Origin of the sequence: Wolbachia endosymbiont (group A) of Brachyopa scutellaris (assembly GCF_964026995.1) — a bacterium.
Taxonomy (GTDB): Bacteria; Pseudomonadota; Alphaproteobacteria; order Rickettsiales; family Anaplasmataceae; genus Wolbachia; species Wolbachia pipientis.
Genome location: NZ_OZ034720.1, coordinates 1,186,498 through 1,206,951, shown reverse-complemented (window position 1 = coordinate 1,206,951; position 20,454 = coordinate 1,186,498). Strand labels below are relative to the sequence as shown.

General features: G+C 36.0%; 22 protein-coding genes and 1 pseudogene. 11 read left to right on the top strand and 12 right to left on the bottom strand.

The features are described from left to right. Positions 1-735 carry a putative folate metabolism gamma-glutamate ligase gene (locus tag AAGD93_RS06195; protein WP_341819328.1) on the top strand — a complete coding sequence of 245 codons (735 nt, stop codon included), beginning with the start codon at positions 1-3 and terminating at the stop codon, positions 733-735. Positions 736-1,549: 814 nt separating this feature from the next. Beyond that, positions 1,550-2,893 carry a DNA repair protein RadA gene (gene radA / locus AAGD93_RS06190; RefSeq protein WP_341819327.1) on the top strand — a complete coding sequence of 448 codons (1,344 nt, stop codon included), beginning with the start codon at positions 1,550-1,552 and terminating at the stop codon, positions 2,891-2,893. On the opposite strand, the gene ftsY is transcribed toward radA, so the two are convergent. Further along, positions 2,880-3,791, bottom strand: a complete 912-nt coding sequence (gene ftsY, locus AAGD93_RS06185) for a signal recognition particle-docking protein FtsY (RefSeq protein ID WP_341819325.1) — start codon at positions 3,789-3,791, stop codon at positions 2,880-2,882. The genes radA and ftsY overlap by 14 nt on opposite strands. Positions 3,792-3,981: 190 nt before the next feature. Here ftsY and iscU point away from each other — a divergent pair, with 190 nt between their 5' ends. From iscU to AAGD93_RS06165, 4 genes are read left to right on the top strand one after another with little or no spacing between them, the layout of a single operon-like run. Beyond that, on the top strand, positions 3,982-4,380 hold the full coding sequence (gene iscU / locus AAGD93_RS06180; protein ID WP_341819324.1) for a Fe-S cluster assembly scaffold IscU: 399 nt from the start codon (positions 3,982-3,984) through the stop codon (positions 4,378-4,380). Between the two features lie 3 nt (positions 4,381-4,383). Then, positions 4,384-4,788: a HesB/IscA family protein gene (locus AAGD93_RS06175; protein ID WP_264338080.1), complete on the top strand. Its 405-nt coding sequence runs from the start codon at positions 4,384-4,386 to the stop codon at positions 4,786-4,788. After that, positions 4,781-5,233, top strand: coding sequence for an iron-sulfur cluster co-chaperone HscB C-terminal domain-containing protein (locus AAGD93_RS06170; RefSeq protein WP_341819323.1), 453 nt, complete (start codon positions 4,781-4,783; stop codon positions 5,231-5,233). Before AAGD93_RS06175 ends, AAGD93_RS06170 begins: the two co-directional genes overlap by 8 nt. Next, positions 5,211-7,184 carry an Hsp70 family protein gene (locus AAGD93_RS06165; protein ID WP_341819322.1) on the top strand — a complete coding sequence of 658 codons (1,974 nt, stop codon included), beginning with the start codon at positions 5,211-5,213 and terminating at the stop codon, positions 7,182-7,184. Before AAGD93_RS06170 ends, AAGD93_RS06165 begins: the two co-directional genes overlap by 23 nt. A 7-nt stretch (positions 7,185-7,191) precedes the next feature. Here the strand turns inward: AAGD93_RS06165 and lepB are convergent, their stop codons facing one another. From lepB to AAGD93_RS06150, 3 genes are all read right to left on the bottom strand, one after another. Further along, positions 7,192-7,938, bottom strand: a complete 747-nt coding sequence (gene lepB, locus AAGD93_RS06160; RefSeq protein WP_010962911.1) for a signal peptidase I — start codon at positions 7,936-7,938, stop codon at positions 7,192-7,194. Positions 7,939-7,974: 36 nt separating this feature from the next. Beyond that, a complete protein-coding gene (locus AAGD93_RS06155) occupies positions 7,975-8,133 on the bottom strand; it encodes a hypothetical protein (RefSeq protein ID WP_341819320.1) in 159 nt (52 codons plus the stop codon). Then, positions 8,130-8,989 (bottom strand): IS630 family transposase gene (locus AAGD93_RS06150; protein ID WP_341819319.1). Its coding sequence is split into 2 segments (ribosomal slippage): positions 8,130-8,665 and positions 8,665-8,989, totalling 861 coding nucleotides; the frame shifts between segments, so codons are not numbered across the junction. The genes AAGD93_RS06155 and AAGD93_RS06150 overlap by 4 nt, the downstream gene beginning before the upstream one ends. A 256-nt stretch (positions 8,990-9,245) precedes the next feature. Between AAGD93_RS06150 and AAGD93_RS06145 the strand changes: the two genes are divergently transcribed. Then, a complete protein-coding gene (locus AAGD93_RS06145; RefSeq protein WP_010082435.1) occupies positions 9,246-9,908 on the top strand; it encodes a hypothetical protein in 663 nt (220 codons plus the stop codon). On the opposite strand, the gene AAGD93_RS06140 is transcribed toward AAGD93_RS06145, so the two are convergent. Further along, positions 9,905-11,401, bottom strand: coding sequence for a proton-conducting transporter membrane subunit (locus AAGD93_RS06140; RefSeq protein WP_341819318.1), 1,497 nt, complete (start codon positions 11,399-11,401; stop codon positions 9,905-9,907). The genes AAGD93_RS06145 and AAGD93_RS06140 overlap by 4 nt on opposite strands. 151 nt (positions 11,402-11,552) lie before the next feature. Here AAGD93_RS06140 and AAGD93_RS06135 point away from each other — a divergent pair, with 151 nt between their 5' ends. Further along, the gene (locus AAGD93_RS06135; RefSeq protein WP_264338130.1) at positions 11,553-11,741 is read left to right on the top strand and encodes a hypothetical protein; all 189 of its coding nucleotides are present in this window, start codon (positions 11,553-11,555) and stop codon (positions 11,739-11,741) included. A 101-nt stretch (positions 11,742-11,842) separates the two neighbouring features. Here the strand turns inward: AAGD93_RS06135 and AAGD93_RS06130 are convergent, their stop codons facing one another. From AAGD93_RS06130 to AAGD93_RS06110, 5 genes are all read right to left on the bottom strand, one after another. Continuing rightward, entirely contained in the window at positions 11,843-12,220 is a 378-nt protein-coding gene (locus tag AAGD93_RS06130; RefSeq protein ID WP_341814778.1) for a holo-[acyl-carrier-protein] synthase, read from the bottom strand. Next, a complete protein-coding gene (proS, locus tag AAGD93_RS06125) occupies positions 12,217-13,485 on the bottom strand; it encodes a proline--tRNA ligase (RefSeq protein WP_341819316.1) in 1,269 nt (422 codons plus the stop codon). The genes AAGD93_RS06130 and proS overlap by 4 nt, the downstream gene beginning before the upstream one ends. Positions 13,486-13,545: 60 nt before the next feature. Continuing rightward, positions 13,546-14,766: a WH2 domain-containing protein gene (locus tag AAGD93_RS06120; protein ID WP_341819315.1), complete on the bottom strand. Its 1,221-nt coding sequence runs from the start codon at positions 14,764-14,766 to the stop codon at positions 13,546-13,548. A 55-nt stretch (positions 14,767-14,821) separates the two neighbouring features. Beyond that, entirely contained in the window at positions 14,822-14,992 is a 171-nt protein-coding gene (locus AAGD93_RS06115; RefSeq protein ID WP_156518095.1) for a hypothetical protein, read from the bottom strand. Positions 14,993-15,178: 186 nt separating this feature from the next. Next, complete coding sequence (locus AAGD93_RS06110; RefSeq protein WP_162829040.1) at positions 15,179-15,343, bottom strand: hypothetical protein; 165 nt, start codon at positions 15,341-15,343, stop codon at positions 15,179-15,181. Positions 15,344-15,524: 181 nt separating this feature from the next. Here AAGD93_RS06110 and AAGD93_RS06105 point away from each other — a divergent pair. The 3 genes and pseudogenes from AAGD93_RS06105 (at position 15,525) to AAGD93_RS06095 (ending at position 18,511) form a co-directional block, all read left to right on the top strand. Beyond that, positions 15,525-16,780, top strand: a pseudogene (locus tag AAGD93_RS06105) (IS4 family transposase). Positions 16,781-17,220: 440 nt separating this feature from the next. Continuing rightward, on the top strand, positions 17,221-17,748 hold the full coding sequence (locus AAGD93_RS06100) for a c-type cytochrome (RefSeq protein ID WP_010082469.1): 528 nt from the start codon (positions 17,221-17,223) through the stop codon (positions 17,746-17,748). Between the two features lies 1 nt (position 17,749). Then, on the top strand, positions 17,750-18,511 hold the full coding sequence (locus AAGD93_RS06095) for an alpha/beta hydrolase (protein WP_012673268.1): 762 nt from the start codon (positions 17,750-17,752) through the stop codon (positions 18,509-18,511). A gap of 175 nt (positions 18,512-18,686) precedes the next feature. Here AAGD93_RS06095 and trpS read toward each other — a convergent pair whose 3' ends face one another. After that, positions 18,687-19,841 carry a tryptophan--tRNA ligase gene (gene trpS, locus AAGD93_RS06090; RefSeq protein ID WP_341819314.1) on the bottom strand — a complete coding sequence of 385 codons (1,155 nt, stop codon included), beginning with the start codon at positions 19,839-19,841 and terminating at the stop codon, positions 18,687-18,689. Further along, on the bottom strand, positions 19,834-20,397 hold the full coding sequence (locus AAGD93_RS06085) for a nucleotide exchange factor GrpE (protein ID WP_341819312.1): 564 nt from the start codon (positions 20,395-20,397) through the stop codon (positions 19,834-19,836). Before AAGD93_RS06085 ends, trpS begins: the two co-directional genes overlap by 8 nt. Between the last annotated feature and the right edge of the window lie 57 nt (positions 20,398-20,454).

Below are 20,454 nucleotides of genomic sequence, written 5' to 3'. Positions count from 1 at the left end.
ATGCATGTTAAAGCAATTTATACCCACCGCATTGAATGTGGGGAAGTATTAGAGCAGGTTCTTGATCGCTATGTTTCAGAGTTGCTAGGAGAGGAAGTTGTTCTTGCTATCACATCAAAAATCATTTCTATTTGTCAAAAACAAGTGGTTTGCAAAACTGCTTGTTCTAAAGAAGAGCTAATCAAAAGAGAAGCTGATGCAATTGTTGATGTAGACCATAATTCTTACGGCATCTATTTAACAATCAAAGACAATATCTTAATTCCATCTGCTGGTATTGATGAATCAAATGGTAATGAAATGTATATTTTATACCCAAAGGATGTTCAGAAAACAGCTCTATCAATATGGAACTATCTCAAGACAAAACACTGCATAAAACATCTTGGTATTTTGATTACAGATAGTAACATAACACCTATGCGCCTTGGGGTTACGGGCGTTGCTCTTGGTTGGTGTGGATTTGAACCACTTTATTCCTATATAGGCAAGCCAGATCTTTATAATCAACCACTGCAAGTAACACAAGTCAATCTTCTTGATGCACTGGCAACATCTGCTGTTTTAGTTATGGGAGAAGGGGCAGAGCAAACACCGATGGCAATAATTAGTGGTGCACCAAAGGTTCACTTTCTTACTCATCCGCCAACTACAGAAGAAGAAAAAAGTGTGAAGATATCTATGGAAGAGGACCTTTACTCTCCTCTCCTCTCCTCATGCGAGCCCTCTGGTTAAAGAGTTAAAGAGGAACTTAAAAATTTGCTATTAGACTTCTTACATAACCATATAACATTGGGAATAGAAACAAAAAACTTGCTTGACACCCTTCGCCAGCCCCCTTATCATAAAACTAAAGCTATTGTATTTGCTTTCGCCAATCTGCAGATTAAAAGGTAAGGATTACTTAATGTATCGGCGTCTTATGTTTAATTTTTTGCAGTACATAGATACTGTATGTCTTTACAAAACTTCATCTACATCTAGATTTTTATCTAAATAAGCTGAACGCGCTTATAAAGCGTTACAAGACATCAAAAAATGCCAATACTTGACAGAGATAGTAAAAGACTAGCTAACTCGGGGATTTTTTGTCTTTTTTTTCGTTTGGTAAATTTCTTAAACATTTATAGCTAACATGAACTGGGCAGCGCGTGACGCTGATTTACTTTATGACGGTGTCATCCCAGTGCCCAGACACTGGGATCCAGCCTTTTTATAATCATCAAAACGTTGTATTTTAACATAAAACGGCTACTTTTATGCTTACCAACTTAATAAAATTCCTGGATCCCAGTGTCAAGCACTGGAATGACACCATTCTTTTTCCTGGATCCAAGTAGTCAGGGCACTGGGATGACAGGAGAAGGGGTTACTTAGATGACAGGAGAAGGGGCTACTTTGATCCTGGAGGGTGCAATTATTGTGCATGAATTTAATATGGTACAACTTATGACAATTATCTTCGCACCACAACGCTTGTGAAACTCAACATTTACTCGCCTATTTGGCTAATTTTTATTACAATTACAACAAAATAATTTTAGCTTTGATGAAAACTGTATATGTATGTCAATTCTGTGGTCATAGCACTGGCAGGTGGGTAGGGAAGTGTATTGCATGTGACAATTGGGATACAGTTGTTGAAGAAATAGCAGTAAAAACGGGCAAAAGAAGTATATCTGCGCCAATTTTAATAAAGACGTTATCGGGTAGCGAAATTATCACTCCAAGTCGTTTTTTAACAGGAATAGAAGAATTAGATAGAGTTTTTGGTGGGGGTATCGTTCAAGGTGCTAGCATTTTAATTGGTGGCGAACCTGGAATTGGGAAATCCACCCTTTTGCTTAGAATTGCAGCTAATGTTGTGCAACTTTCCTCTTTTGAATGTCTTTATGTATCTGGCGAGGAATCTTTAGAGCAAGTGAGTCTCAGAGCAAAGCGTCTTAAGATAAATGAACCTAAAATTAAGCTTTTATCTACAGTGTCTTTAACTGATGTAGTAGCAACAATAAAGGAAAATAAAAGTATTAAATTCTTAGTAATTGACTCTATACAAACAATGTATGATAGCAGAATTACATCAGCACCAGGCACTGTAACTCAGGTTCGTACTTGCGCACATGAATTAACCATTCTTGCGAAACAATATGGTATTTCTCTCTTAATAGTTGGTCATATAACTAAGGATGGACAAATAGCTGGACCTAAAACTTTGGAGCATATGGTGGATACGGTATTATATTTTGAAGGTGAAAACAGTAATCAATATCGCATTTTGCGTACTATTAAAAATAGATTTGGCCCTGCAAATGAAATTGGTGTTTTTGAGATGTCTGAAGCAGGACTTGTGCCTGTTGATAACCCATCATCATTGTTTCTGATGGCCCATGACAGAGAAGTAGTTGGCAGCGCCGTATTTGCAGGAATTGAAGGTTCAAGACCAATTTTAATGGAAGTGCAAGCATTAATAGCAGGGACTAATATGGCAACCCCAAGAAGGGCAGTAGTTGGGTGGGATATTAATCGATTGGCTATGATCATCGCGGTGCTAAATGCTCGTTGCAAAATGTTTTTGCATGATAAAGAGGTATACCTAAACATTGCAGGGGGACTCAAAATACAGGAACCATCGGCTGATCTTGCTGTTGCTGCTTCCCTTATTTCAAGTGTAGTAAATTTACCGCTGCCAACTTCTTCAATAATCTGCGGTGAAGTTGCACTTTCAGGAGAAATTAGGAATGTCTCGCATGCTGATCTCAGACTAAAAGAAGCACAAAAGTTAGGATTCAAAAAAGCAATTATGCCTAAAAATGGCAATTATTCTTCTCATGATATTGAGATAATTAAGCTTGGTCATGTAAGGGAATTAAGAGAAGTCTTTAATTACAATTAAATAATGCTTCAGCAAATTCTTTACTAGTAAACTCCCTTAAGTCCTCTATATTTTCGCCAATTCCTATAGCATGTAACTTTACCTTATAAGCTTCTGCAAGTCCAATTACTACTCCGCCCTTAGCGGTGCCATCTAGCTTTGTTACGATTAGCCCGGTAACATTGACCATCTTACTAAATGCCTCTAATTGGCTATAAGCATTTTGGCCGGTAGTTGCATCAAGAACTAAGATAACGTCATGAGGGGCAGTGTCATCCAATTTCTTTATCGTTCTATATATTTTTGATAATTCCTCCATAAGGTTCACATTATTTTGCAGCCTTCCTGCTGTGTCAATTAGAACAACATCAACGCTATCTTTCATAGCTTGACTTACAGCTCTATATGCCACACTCGCAGAATCGCTACCGTACTCTCCAGTAACGATAGAACAACCAGAGCGTTCTGCCCAAATGTTTAATTGTTCACTAGCAGCAGCTCTAAATGTATCGCATGCAACAAGCATAACGGACTTTCCCATCTCCTTATATTTATATGCGAGCTTACCTATAGTTGTGGTTTTACCATTACCGTTTACTCCGCATACCATTATTATATGTGGTTTTTTGTTCAAAATTAACGGTTGCACAACTGGGCTCAATATAGCTTCTATTTCGTTCATTAACTGCTGCGAGATAATATGATACTCAACTTCCTTGTCAAATTTGATGCTTGTGAGCCTATCGATAATCAACTTGGAAGTTTTATGACCAATATCCATGCTAATTAGCAATTCTTCTAATTCATCTAAAAGCGACTGATCTAATTTTTTTTTGCCAGAAAAAATACTTTTCACCCCGTCGCTAAAGCGAGAAGAAGTTTTTAACAAGCCTTTATAAAGGTTACTAAACAAACTCAAGGGATACTCCTTTTTAAATTATAAACTTAATTACAATATAAAGAATGACATGTAATACGTGTATTTGTAAAGTAAAATGCACTCACTTTGCGGGTATTTCGTGAGTAAAATACTCGTGTTGCTAGTGCATTTTTCTTTAGTTTTTAACTTAAATGTGTTATAATAAATGTAGTGGTTCACAGGTAATTTTATGAGTTATAATGAGAAAATTTTAGATCATTACGAAAATCCAAGGAATGTTGGGTCTCTGGATAAAAATGATCCAAATGTTGGCACTGGTTTAGTTGGTGCACCATCGTGCGGTGATGTAATGAAATTGCAGATAAAGGTCAATGACAAAGGTGTTATTGAAGATGCAAAATTTAAAACTTTTGGCTGCGGTTCTGCCATTGCTTCAAGTTCTTTATTAACAGAGATGATAAAGGGAAGAACCATCAGTGACGTTACACAGATAAAGAATACTCAAATAGTGGAAGAGTTGTCTTTACCTCCAGTGAAGATACACTGTTCGGTGCTTGCTGAAGATGCTATAAAGGCTGCTATTCATGATTATCAAAGCAAACAAAATAAAGTGGACATTGAGAACTAAAGCATGAGTGAATATCAAGGAGTAAACGCTATAAAGAAAGATAAAAAACTTATTACTATAACTGCGAAAGCAGTGGAGAGGATAAGGTATTTATTGGATCAAAAAAAGCATACTAACCTTGAGAAATCAGAAGAAGCAATAGGAATAAGAGTGCTAATTAAACAAAAAGGATGTTCTGGTTTAAAATATGATATTGAATATGCGTATGATACTCGTCCTTTAGAGTCGATGATTGAGGAAAACTGCAGTGATGACCAAAAAGTTAAAGTGTTGATCGATCCAAAGTCCGTCATGTTTATTCTTGGCTCTGAAATGGATTATGTAGAAGAAAAATTTTCATCGGGTTTTGTTTTCAAAAATCCTAATGAGAAAGGAAAATGTGGTTGTGGAGAGAGTTTTCATGTCTAGCAGCTATTTTACATTGTTTGAAATTGAACCAACTTTCAATATCAGCTTTGATGAGTTAGAGAAAAAATATATCGAGCTAAGCAAGACTGATATAAATGAAAGACAGTCCAAAAACATGGAAAATATCAACAAAGCTTATCGAGTGCTAAAGTCACCACTAGAACGTGCTGAGCATTTGTTGAATCTTTTTGGTGTGGCAAAGGATCATCCGAATTCTGAAATATTAAATGAATCAATGGAAATAAGAGAATATTTGCTGGAATGCGACGATCTACAATTTGCAAGCAGGATGATTGATGAAAAAATAAAAGATTGTGTTAAAAACCTAATTAACACTTTTGCTGTAAAGAATTTTGATGGAGCTGCTACACAAGTCTTAAGATTGAAATATTTATATAAGTCATTTGAGGAGGTGAAAAAGAATGCAACCAATTCAAATTTCTGAACCAAATTCAAGTGAAGTAGTTTTTGGTATAGATCTTGGTAACACCAATTCTTTAATTGCCATGGTAGATAAAGCTGGCAACGTGGAGATATTTGAAGATAAGCAGGGAAGAGAGCTACTGCCTTCTGCTCTTTCATATGAAAATAATACATTGAAAACTGGCTACGATGTCGGTCAAAATGCAATCTACTCAATAAAGCGTTTAATGGGTAAAAGTGTTGAAGAATTAAATAAAGAAGGCGTCAATTTTGAAATAGATCATGAAAGCGAAAAAGTTATTAGAATAAAATGCGCAGAGGAAAAGTATCTTACTCCTGTTGAGATTTCTGCTGAGATATTAAAAGCTTTATGTGAGAGGGTAAAAAAGTCTAAGGGACTGGAAGTAAAAAAAGCAGTGATTACTGTGCCAGCTTACTTTGACGATTCAGCACGTAACGCAACTAAATATGCGGCAAAATTAGCTGGAATAGAAGTTCTTCGCCTCGTTAATGAGCCAACCGCTGCAGCGCTTTCTTACTCCATTGAAAAGAACAATAACAGTGGAGTATATGCAGTTTATGACCTTGGTGGCGGAACATTTGATATTTCGATATTGAAATTGCATCAAGGAGTGTTTCAAGTTCTTGCGGTTGGTGGTGATACCAAACTCGGCGGTGATGATTTTGATCATTTTCTAAGCTTAATTGTGCTCAATAAGTATAGAGAGAAAGTATCAAATATCATTCCAGCGCTTGACGCGCAACTGTACGAACGTTGTGATGTAAGTATGATTTCCATTAAGAAAGATGTCATCCAGTGCCCTGACTACTTGGATCCAGAAAATTTAATTGCAAATGAGCACACCAGGCAATTGTATAGTAAGAACTGGATTCCAGTGTCAAGCACTGGAATGACACCACCTGCTGCGCAAACTACCTGCAAATTGCAACGTTCGTATGCTGAAGCGCGTGACGCTGGAATCTACAATATGCGTACTGTGAAGGAATATCTGAGCAAAAACACCTCAGGCATTTTTGAATTCAGCATTAACGGCAAGCCATTTGAATGTGAAATTACCAGAGAAGAATTCGAGCAGGCAATCAGTTCTTTGGTCAATAAGACTATCAATATAGTCACTCGTACTATAAGCGATATAGATCTTAAAATTGACGATATAAAAGGAGTAATTTTAGTTGGTGGTGCAACTAGAACACCATTGGTTCAAAATTCGCTAGTCAAACTCTTTGGAAATAAAGTACTAAATGACGTGGATCCGGATAAAGCAGTTGCCATTGGGGCAGCTCTGCAGGCTCATGATTTAACTTCGAGCTCAAAAGATAGGAATATTCTCCTGGATGTTTTACCTTTATCACTTGGCATAGAAACTATGGGAGGCATAGTTGAAAAAATCATACCAAGAAATACGCCACTACCAGTTTCAGAGATAAAAGAGTTTACAACTTATGTTGATAGGCAAACAGCAATGAAAATTCACGTTTGTCAGGGAGAACGTGAAATGATAGAGGATAACAAATCTCTAGCGCAGTTTGAACTAAAAGGTATACCGCCACTGCCTGCAGGTTCTGCAAGAATTGAAATAGAATTTACAGTTAACGTTGACGGAATCTTGACTGTTACTGCAAGAGAAAAAACCACCAGAATCGAGCAGACAGTTGAAGTAAATTCAAGTTTTGGCTTGAGTGAAGCTGATGTTCAAAATATGGTTAACCAGTCAATAAACAGCTTTGACGAGGATATGAAGGCTCGTTCCCTTGCAGGCGCTAAAATTAATGGAAATAAACTCATACACTTGGTTGAAAACAATAATAACCTTTCCACTGATCAAAAGTTGAAAAACCTATTACAAAATGCAAAAAACGCTTTACAAGGCAATGACTTGAATGAAATTAACAACACTATCGCCGAGTTAGAAAATTCTTCTTTAGAGTTGTGTGAATTAACAAATAGGTAGAAAAAGCTTACACAACCTTGTGCAATACCCTATTTAATCTCAAAGCAACAGGTAACCTGAAATTAAATGGTAACCAATCGACCTTTCCTAATTTAAATGATAAACCAACTATGCTTACACGCCCAATGATATTTTCCATTGGTACAAAACCAACTTCAGGAAACCTACTATCTAAAGAATTATTTCTATTGTCTCCCATAACAAAAAATTGATCGTTAGGTACATAATAAACCGGAGTGTTATATGATAGCTTATTAGAAATGTCATCTACCAAAATCTCATGTTCCTTGCCACTTAAAAGCGTTTCTATATATCTTGGTATGTTACGATTTGACTCATAATCAAAAAAACTTTCAATTTGCCTTCGCTCTACTTTCTGATCATTTAGGTATAATTCTCCCTCTATCATTTGCACTTTGTCACCTGGTGTTCCTATTACTCGCTTAACAAACCTGATGCTGTCATTTCTTGTGGGTTTGAAAACTACTATGTCGCCACGCTTTGGAGGGGTGTAAAAAATCCTGCCGCTAAAAATGTTTGGAGAAAATGGAAAGGAGTGTTTACTGTAACCGTATGAATATTTACTAGTAAAAATGTAATCCCCTTCAAGTAGGGTGCTTTTCATTGAACCAGAAGGTATATGAAATGGCTCGAATAAAAAACTACGTATTGATAGCGCAATCAACAGTAAAAAAAACAATGAAGATAAAAATCTTCCCGTTCTTATCACCCAGTTTTTGCTTAGTTCTTCCAACTTTTCCAACTTTGTTTTTCTTATAGATTAAGCTTATTATAATACATAAATTAAAAAATGGTAATATGAAATTTTACTTGTGAATGTTATTCCTCTATTCAAAACAATTTTGAAAAGGCGGTTCATTTCTTTCAACGGTGTCATCCAAGTAGCGTGACACATATAGCATTTCTCATAATAGTCCGAACAGGTCATAGGAAGGCAGAATCAACAGCACGACGAAAGGATTCGAATAGAGGAATGTTTTTCCTGGCTCTTTTTTTTATAGCAAACCAATGATGCTCAATTTTGTTGAAATCTGGAGAATAAGGCGGCAGATACAAAATTTCTGCACCAACCCCTTTAGCAAGCTCGATAATCTTATCAGACTTATGAAAAGTAGCATTGTCAAGAATGACAGTCTGTCCAGGTTCCAAGATCGGTGTCAAAAATTGCTCAAACCATCCATTAAAAACATCCATATTACAGTGGCCTTCAAAGGTTAACGGAACAATTATCTTTCTTCCACTTAAGGCTGCAACCATACTGATTCGTTGAGTTTTCTTTCCAGATTTTAAGGCATAAAACCGCTGTCCTTTCTGGCAATATCCGTAGGGGTAGTCTTCGGTGTTATCAATGCCAGACTCATCTATATACAATAAGTTTTTAGGTTCTTTTGTCGCTATAATTTTCAAAAATTCAGCACGTTTTTCTTCGTTTCTTTCCTTGTATCCATATGTCTTTTTTTGCGCGTAAATCCAATTTTTTTAAGGGCTCGATAGATCGTTTGGATACTAACGTTGTTCCAAAGTTTAGCCATTTCCGATAGAGTCTTTCCTCCGTGTTCTCTGGCAAATTTGGCAAAGGTATCCCAGTCGGTAATTTTGTGATTGTAACCCCCATTTCCAAGTTTTTTTGATTGAAAGTCTCCTGTTTCTTTTCTTCTTTGCTGCCACTCCCATAAAGTAGTTCGTCCAATCTTAAATCTTGCTGCTACTGTTTCTCTGCTTTCTCCTTCGTCTAGCGCTTCCATTCCTTTTTTTCTTAAATCATAACTATATGCTGCTGGCATTCAACCTCCTTATCATCATCTATCCTTATCCTATCACATCCGGACTTTTATGGAAAGAGCTATAATATTTACAATCCTGAAAATTTCAGTATAAAAATGATAAATATAGATGTGAGCAAAATCGACAAATTCTACCTTATTGCGGAACAAGGTGATATAATCATTCATCCTATTTTGGAAAATTTAGACATATTTTAAAGTTTTTTAGAGTATCTAATCTTGTTGTTATTATAATTGGATTTTGTAGCATTGTGTTATGGAAGATAAATTGCTTGAATCAGTAAAAAACAAAAGTTATTTCAGTAAAGCAGTCGAATGGTACTGCCATAGGTATCTGTTTTGTGTAGCAGAAAGATCTTGGATGGCATTAATAGTATCGCTTCTCCTAGTATGCTTATGTTTATTAACATTAAACATATACCTGTTATTTCCTATTAAAAAAGATTTAAATTTTGTGAAGTATATGAACCACACAGAAGATGAGTTCTCTGCAATGCATAAGCTTAGTTTCAGTAAAAAGGAAGATGAATACACTTCCACAGCGAGGTACTTAATAAGTAAATACATTGAAATATACGAGTCCATTAAGATCGTTGAACCGAAGTACCAAGAAAATTTTATAAGAAACAATTCTATACATAAAATCTATCAAGGCTTTCAGGAAAAAACGAATAATGAAGCTGGTAATTTGTCTTTATCTAAAAGAAAAATCGCCAACATAAATGTAATAACATTATCTATTGATCGATCGACCAAGGACTTAGTTACATTTGCTGGAAATGCTACTGTAGTTTTTACAACCGAGCAAAATAAGGAGGATACTGTGGAGATTAGCTTCACTTTGTCGAATATAAAAGCAACTCTGGCTGGTATAATACCATTTAAATTTATTGTTAATGGTTATAAATACAGATTTTAAAATATTACTTGGTAGCTAAAAAAAATAACCAAAGTGCACATAGCAGTAATAACTGGAGGTAAAACTAGAAGAATTGGTGTTTTTTTAATAAAGTAATTCTGAGAAGGTTTTAAGAAAAAGGCATTGTAAATTATCGGTAAAAAGTACAGAGCGTTGAGTATAGTACTAACAATTAACACTAGAGTTACAAACACAGAAAGTATTACATTGCCAGAGTTGAAAACAGCTTGAAAAATGAGAAATTTACCCCAAAAAGTCGGAGCAGGCGGCACCCCTATCATAGACAATGCACCTATAGCAAATGCTGTCATGCTAATTGGCATACTGCGTCCTATACCGTAAATCTTATCTATATATTTCTCACCTGCTCTCGTTATTATTGCTCCGGCAACGAAAAACAAAGTGATTTTTGCAAATGCGTGGCAAACTAATTGAAAAATTGCAACCCTCATGCTGAGATCACTAAAAATTGAAGCGAATAATATAATATACGACAATTGAGAGATGGTAGAGTAAGCAAGCAATTTCTTTAATTCTTTTTGCTTTAGTGCAATCAATGATGCAGTAATAATAGTAAATCCAGCAGCGTACGGAAGCCACCCTCCAGCAAACCAATTTTGCTGCACAAAACGTTGCATGTTATCGACGCCGAAAGTGTATAATATAACTTTTATGATGATGAAAACTCCGGATTTCACAACAGCAACAGCATGCAGTAGTGCACTCACAGGAGTTGGTGCAACCATTGCTTTTGGTAACCAAAAATGCATTGGCATTAATGCAGCTTTTCCTATTCCGTAAATTAGCATAACAAAACACACCGCAATAAAAGTGATGAGTGAAGTATCAAATTTGAATATCCCACCACTTACAAAGTCTAAAGTATGAAATTCATTATATAAAAGGCCTATTGCAGGAAAAAATAATACCAAAGAAGAGAAAAATAGCACGCCAAAGTAATAGCGTCCTGCAATCATTGATTCATTTGTTGAGTTGTAAGTAACCAGAGGGTATGTACTAATAGTTAGAAGCTCATAAAAGACAAATGTAGTGAGCAAATCTCCAGAAAAAGCAATAAACATTGCACAGCTAATTGATATTGAAAAAAAGCATAGAAAACTTGAGTGATTGCTATCAGCATAGTTATTCTGCATATAACATATTGCATATATACTGGTCAGCACCCATAAAAACGATATTAATAAACTGAATATTACTCCGGTAGACTCTAGCTTTAAACTAATGTGCAAATTATTACCAAAATCCATGAGAATAAATTGAGAATAATCACCATATACCCAATATAAAGTGCACAGACACATATACGTAAACAGAAGTACAGAAGAAGTGACAGTGATATTATTGTTCACTCTGGGCCATTTACCAGTAAGAAAAATAGCTAACGCACTTAAAAGTGGAATCAACGCAGTAATTAATAAATAATTCTCGGTAATTGAAAATGGTAAGGAAAGATACATTAAGATATAGTCCATTAAATTTTCTGTTTAGGTAAAGCTGGAATTATACTCAAATCATAGAAAAACTGCTATGTTTTTTTGGCAAACTAGTTGTTTGTGTATGCTATAGCTAACACGTCATACCGCCGCGGTATCTCTTAGCCGCTAACACGTAGCGGGATGACGGTTGTCAGGGCAGCGCCCCTATGATGTCATTCAAGTAGCTGACACTGGTTCCTTTATGATGATGTCATCCCAGTGCTTGACACTGGGATCCAGTCCTTTCGTACAGTTCCATCAAAAACGTTGTAAAGGATTAACCGCTTTCGTGTTTACCAACTTAGTGCCCAATCTGGATCCCAGTGTCAAGCACTGAGATGACAAGAAGAGGGTGCTTGGATAAGAGGCATTGCCCTCCTGGTAGGCCCAAATTGCAATGTTCGTACAGTTGTGCATAGGATGACAAAAGAGTAAACTTTATCTGTGTGAGCTATAGACGCAAATTACAACAAATGCAGTAGCGTAATCTCCATCGTCACTTAGAGAAAGATGAATTTTGGAGATAAAATCCTTGCTAACGGTAAGATACGGCTTGCCTCTCACATCATTGTATATTTCTATATCTTTCATTGTAATGCCCTGACTAAATCCAGTACCTCGTGCTTTAACAAAAGCTTCTTTTGCTGCAAAGCGTTTAGCAAAATACCTTGCTCGCATTTCTTGACTATTATACTTTCTACTTAGCTCTATTTCTTTTTTAGTGTAGATTCTATTGAGAAATTTTTCCCCGTATTTTTGTAATATCCTCGATACTCTTGGTATATATACTATGTCAGTGCCGATACCGTGTATCATTTTGTGCTAAAGTGATTTATTGCTTCTTCAATCTGCATTTCCTTTACCTCTCCAGTTGCTCTATTTTTTACTTCAACTATCTTTTCATCTATTGCCTTTTTTCCGACAATTATTTGCCACGGCAAGCCTATCAGATCCATTCTAGAAAATTTTACTCCTACACTCCCTTCCGTATCATCGTAAAGCACTTCATCGCTCTTCAAAGCTTTGTATATTTTATCTGCAGCCTCCGTTACTTTCGTTTGTAAATTGATTAAACCAATTCTGAAAGGAGCTACTGATTCTGGCCAGATAATTCCTTTATCATCATGAAAAGCTTCTATTATTGCACCAACAAGTCTTGAAACCCCAATACCATACGAACCCATATGTATATTGACATTTTTTCCATCTTGAGAAATAACACTTGCCTTCATAGGCTTTGAGTATTTGTCGCCAAAATAAAAAATATGCCCTATTTCAATACCTTTACTGACATTTAACTGCTCTTGCGGCACAAGGCAAGTTTTAGGGTTGTGCATATCATCTGCAACTGCGTATATACTCTTCAGATTTTCAATATCTTCACTCTCTAGTAGTTCAGAAAATTTATTGTCATAATATAAAGTGCTCTCACCAGTGTTTGCCAATATATGAAACTCGTGGCTCAAATTTCCTCCAATTGGCCCCGTATCAGCTCGAACTCCAATTGGGGTAAGTCCCATGCGTTTGAAGATTTTTATGTAAGTCTTGTACATCAAATTATATGAATTCTGTGCACTTTCGTAATCCACATCAAAACTATATGCATCCTTCATCAAAAATTCCCTGCCCCTCATAACACCATAACGTGGTCTTACCTCATCACGAAACTTCCATTGAATTTGGTATAAACAAAGTGGCAAATCTTTGTAACTTTTTACCACATCTCTAATTAAATCAGTTGCTATCTCCTCGTGCGTTGGACCAAAAAGCATATCTTCCTCATGCCTATCCTTTATACGCAACATTTCCTTACCGTAATCATCGTAACGCCCTGATTCTCGCCAAAGATTTGCTGGTTGCACACAAGGCATTAACACTTCAATAGCGCCAGATTTATCCATTTCATCTCTGATGATGTCTTCAATATTTTTAAGCACGCGCAGACCAAGTGGTAACCAGGAATAAATGCCAGATGCTATCTGCTTTATTAAACCTGCACGTAAAGAATATTGATGGGAGATAATTTTAGCATGGGCAGGCTTTTCCTTTAGAGTTGGTAAGTAATACTTGGATAAACGCATATAATAGATCTGATTGTATTAAGCAATCTTAATACAATCAGACCTGTAGGTAAACTTATTTTAAGAAGGGTGTGGAACACCTCCATTTGAAGTAAAAAATTTTGCGCGGTCCTTGATAGAAGAAGTAGATGGATCTTGCATCTCACTATTCACTGGGTCAACATTATTTACTTGTGCTGCAGGAGGAGTTTCAGGTTTCGTTTGTAAATTAACAGGCTTAGGCGGTATCGGTGGCTTTTTTGTATTTGGTTGCTGGCTTGGCGGAGCTGCAGTTTCAGGATATTGTTGATCATCATCAGATCTATAACCACTCTCGGGAGTGCTTGTTCCTTTTTTATTGTCTGATTGGGAATTTGAAGGCGTAGATTTTTTCCTGCTTTTTGTCAGCACCTTCTTTTTCTGCTCTATCTCTTTCTGTTTGTCTTTGCTTTCATCTGTAGTCCAACCTGAATCGCGAATAGAATCAGAATGCTCACTTTCACTATCTGAGAATTCAATGGCTATTCTCCTTGCAAGAATAAAAGCCATATCACACTTTGTTTTTGGAGTACTCTTCTCAGGGCTTTGTTGATTTTTATTAACTGGTTTCAATTTAAAACCTCCTCTTATTTCTGCAAATAAAGCATTTTTGGAATCTGTTTGCTCACCTTCACTATTCTTTTCTCGTTTTTCCCTATTTTGTTTTAATTTTTCATCGCGTGCTTTTTTCTGTTCTTTGCTCATACCTGCCTTACCGCCAGCTTTTTTTATACTATTAAGTAAATCATTACTACCCTGTTGAGTTGATGAATTTTGAGGAGGAGGAGGTGGTGGTGCACAGCTTGATAGAGGAGGCGGCGGCTGTAGCATATTGGCACTTGGATTTGGTTGTGTTCCAAACGTTACTGGAGGTGATTGAGGAGTAGGTACATTTGATTTATTCTCCAGATTAGTACAATTTTTACACACAAATTTTTGTGGTTCTTGAGATGGAGTATGGCCGAATTTCTGTCCATTAAGACCTACTTCTTTCTTATTATCATCTCTAGAAATAGCCAGTTTAACAAGATATGTCACTGAAATAAGTACAACAACCGCAGAAACAGCAAAGATTGCTAAAGGAACTGCTGCAATGGCACCAGAACCAGAAACTGCTGCAATAACATAAGGAAGATATTGACCAGATGTGAAACTAAATACAGACAATAATGAGACAGTAATTAAAGGTTTCCATATAGTCCCCTTAGTTTTAGTAAGCTCCTGACTATCTTTTAGCAATGAAGAATTATTGGATGTCGTCATTTCTTTGCCTCATTTGTTAACGATAATTTAATAATAACCCAATTAATAATTTCTGTCAATAATGAATTATGAAAAATAAAGTCAAAATTTGAATAGATAAGCTATAAGTAATATACGACCAGCAATAGCCATACAATAGACTTCTTGTATAACCCACACTAAGTAGAAAAAAGGTGTCATCCAAGTAGCTGACACTGCTCTCCTTTGTCATTCCAGTGCTTGACACTGGAATGACACCGAAGGGGCTACTGCCGTCTTGGATGGAAACCAGTGTCAGAACTAGTTAACCATGGGGCTTCTTTTGCCTTTTTTTCCATTTGGTAAATTTCTTAAATATTTATGGCTAACATGAAGCTAGGTACGAACTTTGTTAAACATAACAAATGGTGCCATTCCAGTGCTCCTTTTTTTGTCATCCCAGTGCTTGACACTGGGATCCAGTTTTCCATATAATCTCATCGAAAATGTTGTAACCACTTTCTGTGCTAGTTTGCTTGCTTACAAGCAAACTTTCCTGGATCCCAGTGTCTGGGCACTGGGATGACATCATAGGGACACTGGGATTACACCCTGACAATCGTCATCCAGCTACTTGTTAGCGGCTAAGAGATACCGCGAATGAATCGCGGTATGACGGTTCGTGGCGGCATGACGATAACCTCGTCACACTGCCATTAAGTTAAGGAAAAAAGATAGATTTTATGGGATAATGATGTATACCAATAAGTTTAAAGGTAGTATGAGTAAAAAAGGCAGTAATAAAATTTATTCAAAATGAATTGGCAAGTCTAGAATTTATAGAATCCCATAAATCATCTTCAAAAGATTTTATGAGAAAGAGGAAGTTATCTTTTATTGACATATTTATCTTAATTTTAAGAAAAAGTGTAAAGTTGCTGCAAGTAATACTAAACGAATTTATTTTATATAGGAAAAAAGACTATACCGTTACTGCTAGTGCTTTTAGTCAAGCAAGAAAAAAAATGAAACACAGTGCATTTTCAGAAATTAACGAAGGTGTGGTTTCCTTGTACTACCAAGACCAAAAATTTAAAACTTGTTTTGGCTTTAGAGTGTTAGCTCTTGATGCCTCCAAAATCATTTTACCAACAAGCGTTGAAATAAAAAATGAATTTGGCTCAAGAAAAATACGTAACCAAAAACCAAAAGATTTAGGTGATTATGCAAGTGCAACCTTTGCGGTTTGTTATGATGTGCTAAATAATGTTGCCATAAGGTCAGTGTTAGATAGAGGTAACACTCATGAAATTAACTTAGCAGATGAAATGCTTAAAGTTGTAAATACTAATGACTTACTGATTTGTATATTTATTTTATAAATTTCTTTCTAGCCTTACAAAAAGAAAAATTGCTTATGTCATTCGATGTCCCAGATCATCTTTTAATGAAGTGAATGCTATGTTTGAAGAAAAAAGCCCATCTAGTGTTGAGGTTACCATATGTGCTCAGCGTAAGATAAAACAAGAAAATAGTGGAATAACGCTTCAAAGTGGTACTGCCATCTGGTGAAATTGAAGTGTTAGCTACATCATTAATGGATGAACAAAAGTTTCAAACTGGAGGATTTAAGGAGTTATATTTTTTACGCTGGGGAGTTGAGACATTTTTTGCAAAACTCAAAGGAAGACTAAGTCTAGAAAATTTTACAGGAAAAAGTGTTGAGTCTGTTAAACAGGATTTTTGGTCAGCTATCTTTATTAGCAACCTAGAAAGTGTTATGACAGAAGATGTAGAAGAAGCGTTGAATATGGACTTAACCGATGATAAGCTTAAGAGGAGCATTAACAAATCTGTCTCATTTAACGCGATCAAAAACTTGGCTTTCGACATTTTTGCTACGGAATCAGATACTGACTGCATTATGGATCAATTATCAAAGCTATTTTTGATGAACACTTTGGCGGTAAGAAAGGGAAGGAAAGTTGATCGTCATAAGGTACCTTATCTTCGTTCGTTCAATTACCAAAAAAGGGTTAGAAAACACATATTTTGACTAGAGGTAGTATTCATATCTTCTGATAATAACTGGGTAGCTTATTGCCATAGCTCCTGTAAAATGACTTCTAAACAAACTATTTCTTAAGTAATTTACACTTCAGAGTTTATCTGCTTTAAAGTTTACTCTATTCTGTTTCAGCATTTGTCATAAATCCTTAATTATTTCTGACTTTTTAGTTCAGTTTTTAACCATTCTTTCCTTAACTTAATGGCAGTGGACCTCGTCATCCCGCTACTTGTTAGCGGGATCTCTTGTTAGCGGCTGAGATACCGCGAATGAATCGCGGTATGACGGTTCGCGGCGGTATGGACGTAGGAAAACCTTTCTTGGGTCAGCTATAGAGACTCTCATCTTTAGCGAGCTTCAAGGTAATTGGTTGCTATTTGCGAAAATATTCGCATAATTTAAGTAACATTACTTAATAAAAATTAACTATGGAGCTTAATAAGATTGCAGCATCGATTTTACTTTCTGGGCTAATCATTATGATAGTTAGTAATGTAGTTGATATGCTTTACAGTCCAGAAGAATATAAGATTGAACACCAAACGATAGTAGCTGCTGGCAGCAATGAGTTCCAGCAAAAAATCGAGCAAGTGGCGCTTGATATTGGAGCGCTCATGCAGAATGCTAGCTTTGAGAAAGGTAAATCAGCAGCAAAAAAATGTATAGCCTGCCATAGTTTTGAGAAAGGTGGAATGAATAAAGTAGGACCAAACTTATGGAACATAGTTGGAAATAAAAAGGCCCATCTTGGTAACTCATTCAATTACTCAAAAGCAGTGCTTGAAAGAGGTGGAAAATGGGGGTATGAGGAGCTATTTGCCTTTTTAAAGAACCCAAAAGCCTATATAAAAGGTACACGTATGGCATTTGCAGGTATTTCCAATCCACAAGAAATTGCAGATCTAGTTAGTTATTTGCATCAATTGAGTGATAGCCCGGTTGCTTTGCCAAAGTAGTATGGATTATTGTAAATTGTTTGATGGAAATAATGGTCACATAGCATATCGAAAGCTACAAGGAAAGAAAGCTTCTGTAGTTTTTTTCGGTGGATTTGCATCCAATATGGATGGAACTAAAGCAACTGCTATTTACAAATTTTGCCAAGAAAATGACGTAGCACTTGTGCTATTTGATTATTTTGGTCACGGTCATTCAAGTGGTAATTTTATTGATTACACGATAAGTGATTGGCAAAAAAATTGTGCTAAAGTAATGAGTGAATTAACTAGCGATAAACAAATAATTATAGGTTCAAGTATGGGAGGATGGCTGATGTTGCTCACTGCCCTTCAATTTCCAGAAAAAATTGCAGCACTAATTGGTATATCGTCTGCTCCCGATTTTACTGAAGATTTGATATTCAAGCAATTGTCAGGCAAGCAAAAAGAAGAACTAGATTCTAAAGGTGTAATAGATTTTACTTCAGAGCATTGTACATACAAAATAACTAAAAATTTGATCGAAGATGGCAGAAAGAACCTTCTTTTAAACAAAAAGACAATAGATATAAACTGTCCTGTGCGCTTGCTGCATAGCATTAATGATAAAGATGTTCCTTATCAAACTTCATTGAATTTAGCTGAAAAAATTAAGTCAACCGATGTTGAAGTACACTTAATAAAATCAGCAGAGCACAATATGTCTGACAATCATTCACTGGAAGTTTTATTTAAGACCATTAGAGAATTTTGTAACCAGACTGCATTCTGTGATTTTTAGCAAAACACGATTTTTCATTTGAGCTTTCTTCAACTTAAAATAAATACAGAAAATTGCTGCCTATAGCTAAACTGACTTAGATTTACCGACAATTTGAAAAACCGTCATCCCGCTACGTGTTAGCGGCTGAGATACCGCGGCGGTATGACGGTTCGCACCATCACACTTTGGAACCTTACAGATATTGAGCAAATCCAATAATATCCTTGATTTCTTTTATATTATGGGTTGCAATTTCTGCTGCTTTCTTTGTGCCTTTTTTTAATATTTCATGTAAATGGAATTGGTCTTTTAAAAGATCATTCATTTTCTCACGTATGGGTGATATAACACTGATAATTAAATCAGCTAACTCTTTTTTGAAGTGCTTCATGTCATGTTTGTTCACTTCTTCACATACTTTTTCCGCATTTACATTACTAAGCACTGAATAAATGTTTATCAAATTGCTTATTTCTGGTCGGCACTTTAAAGTAGCAAAGCCTAGAATTGAATCTGTTTTTGCTTTTTCTATTTTTTTGACAATTAAGTCATCCGTATCATCAAGGTTAATGCACGAATGTTCTGAAGGATCAGATTTACTCATCTTGCTTGTGCCATCCCTTAAGCTCATTATCCTTGATGTGCAATCCAAAGTTAAGATTTCAGGTACGATGAAATAATCCAGCTTATAATGATTGTTAAAAGCTGATGCAATATCACGTGCAAGCTCCAAATGCTGTTTTTGATCATCACCAACAGGAACGTATTTAGTTTGATACAACAATATATCTGCAGCCATAAGTACTGGATAACTATATAATCCAAGAGAGGCTTTTTGTTTATCGCTGCCAGCTTTATCTTTAAATTGAGTCATGCGATTAAGCCAACCAATTGGTGTATAGCACCCAAGCAGCCAGCCCAGTTCTGCATGACCACTAACTGTGGACTGATTAAAAATAATGGACTTTTCTGGATCTATTCCACATGCAATATAAGCTGCTGCTGTTTTGAAAATATTACTTTTTAATTCACTTGCGGGAAGCTTATTTGCTGTGATTGCATGTAGGTCGACAATACAAAAAAGAGATTTGTATTTATCCTGTAAGTCTATCCACTGTTTGATTGCACCAAGATAATTACCTAAATGTAGTACGCCACTTGGCTGGATACCTGAAAAGACAACAGACTCATTATATAGTTTCCTGTCATCCCAGTGCTTGACACTGGGATCGATATTTCTTTTTTTCTGGATTCCAGCGTCACGCGCTGGAATGACACCAAAGTTGGCTGTTGGTTTTTTGCTTAAACAATGGTTATGTAAAAAATCTAACCTCTGACGTTTACGCATTTCCATCAGATTTCTTAGAAAGAATAACCATTGCAGGGCGGAGCAACCTATTTTTGATAGTATAACCAGTTTGTAATACTTCTATAATAGTGCCAGGCTCTTTTTTATCGTCCTCTCTTTCCACAACAGCTTGGTGTAAATTACTATCAAAAAGCTCACCAAGTGGATCTACTTCCTCTATTCCATGTTTTTTTAGATCATTTATAATTTTTTGATAAGCTACTTTAATCCCCTCATGAACAGGATCACCGTCTTTCAAAATTTCCATTACTCTTTTTAAATTGTCGCACGAGTCGATCATATCACGTGCAAGTTTTGTGACTGCGTAGTCACTTGCATCGCTAATTTGCTTTTGCATTATACGTTTGACGTTTTCATTATCTGCAACAGCACGGCGTAAATGATCTTCAAGCTGAACTGCACGTTCTTTTAATGTATTGAGATCTTCATTTAAATCATCAGTTTGCTTATGGTTATCACTTTGTTGGTCGTCACCTTTCTGCCTACTTACCATATCAGCAAACTTCTTCTTTTTCTCCTTACTGCTATCTGACATATCATTACCCTTAAGAATCTAATAAATATATAACAATTAATCTGAAAATATCAAGCG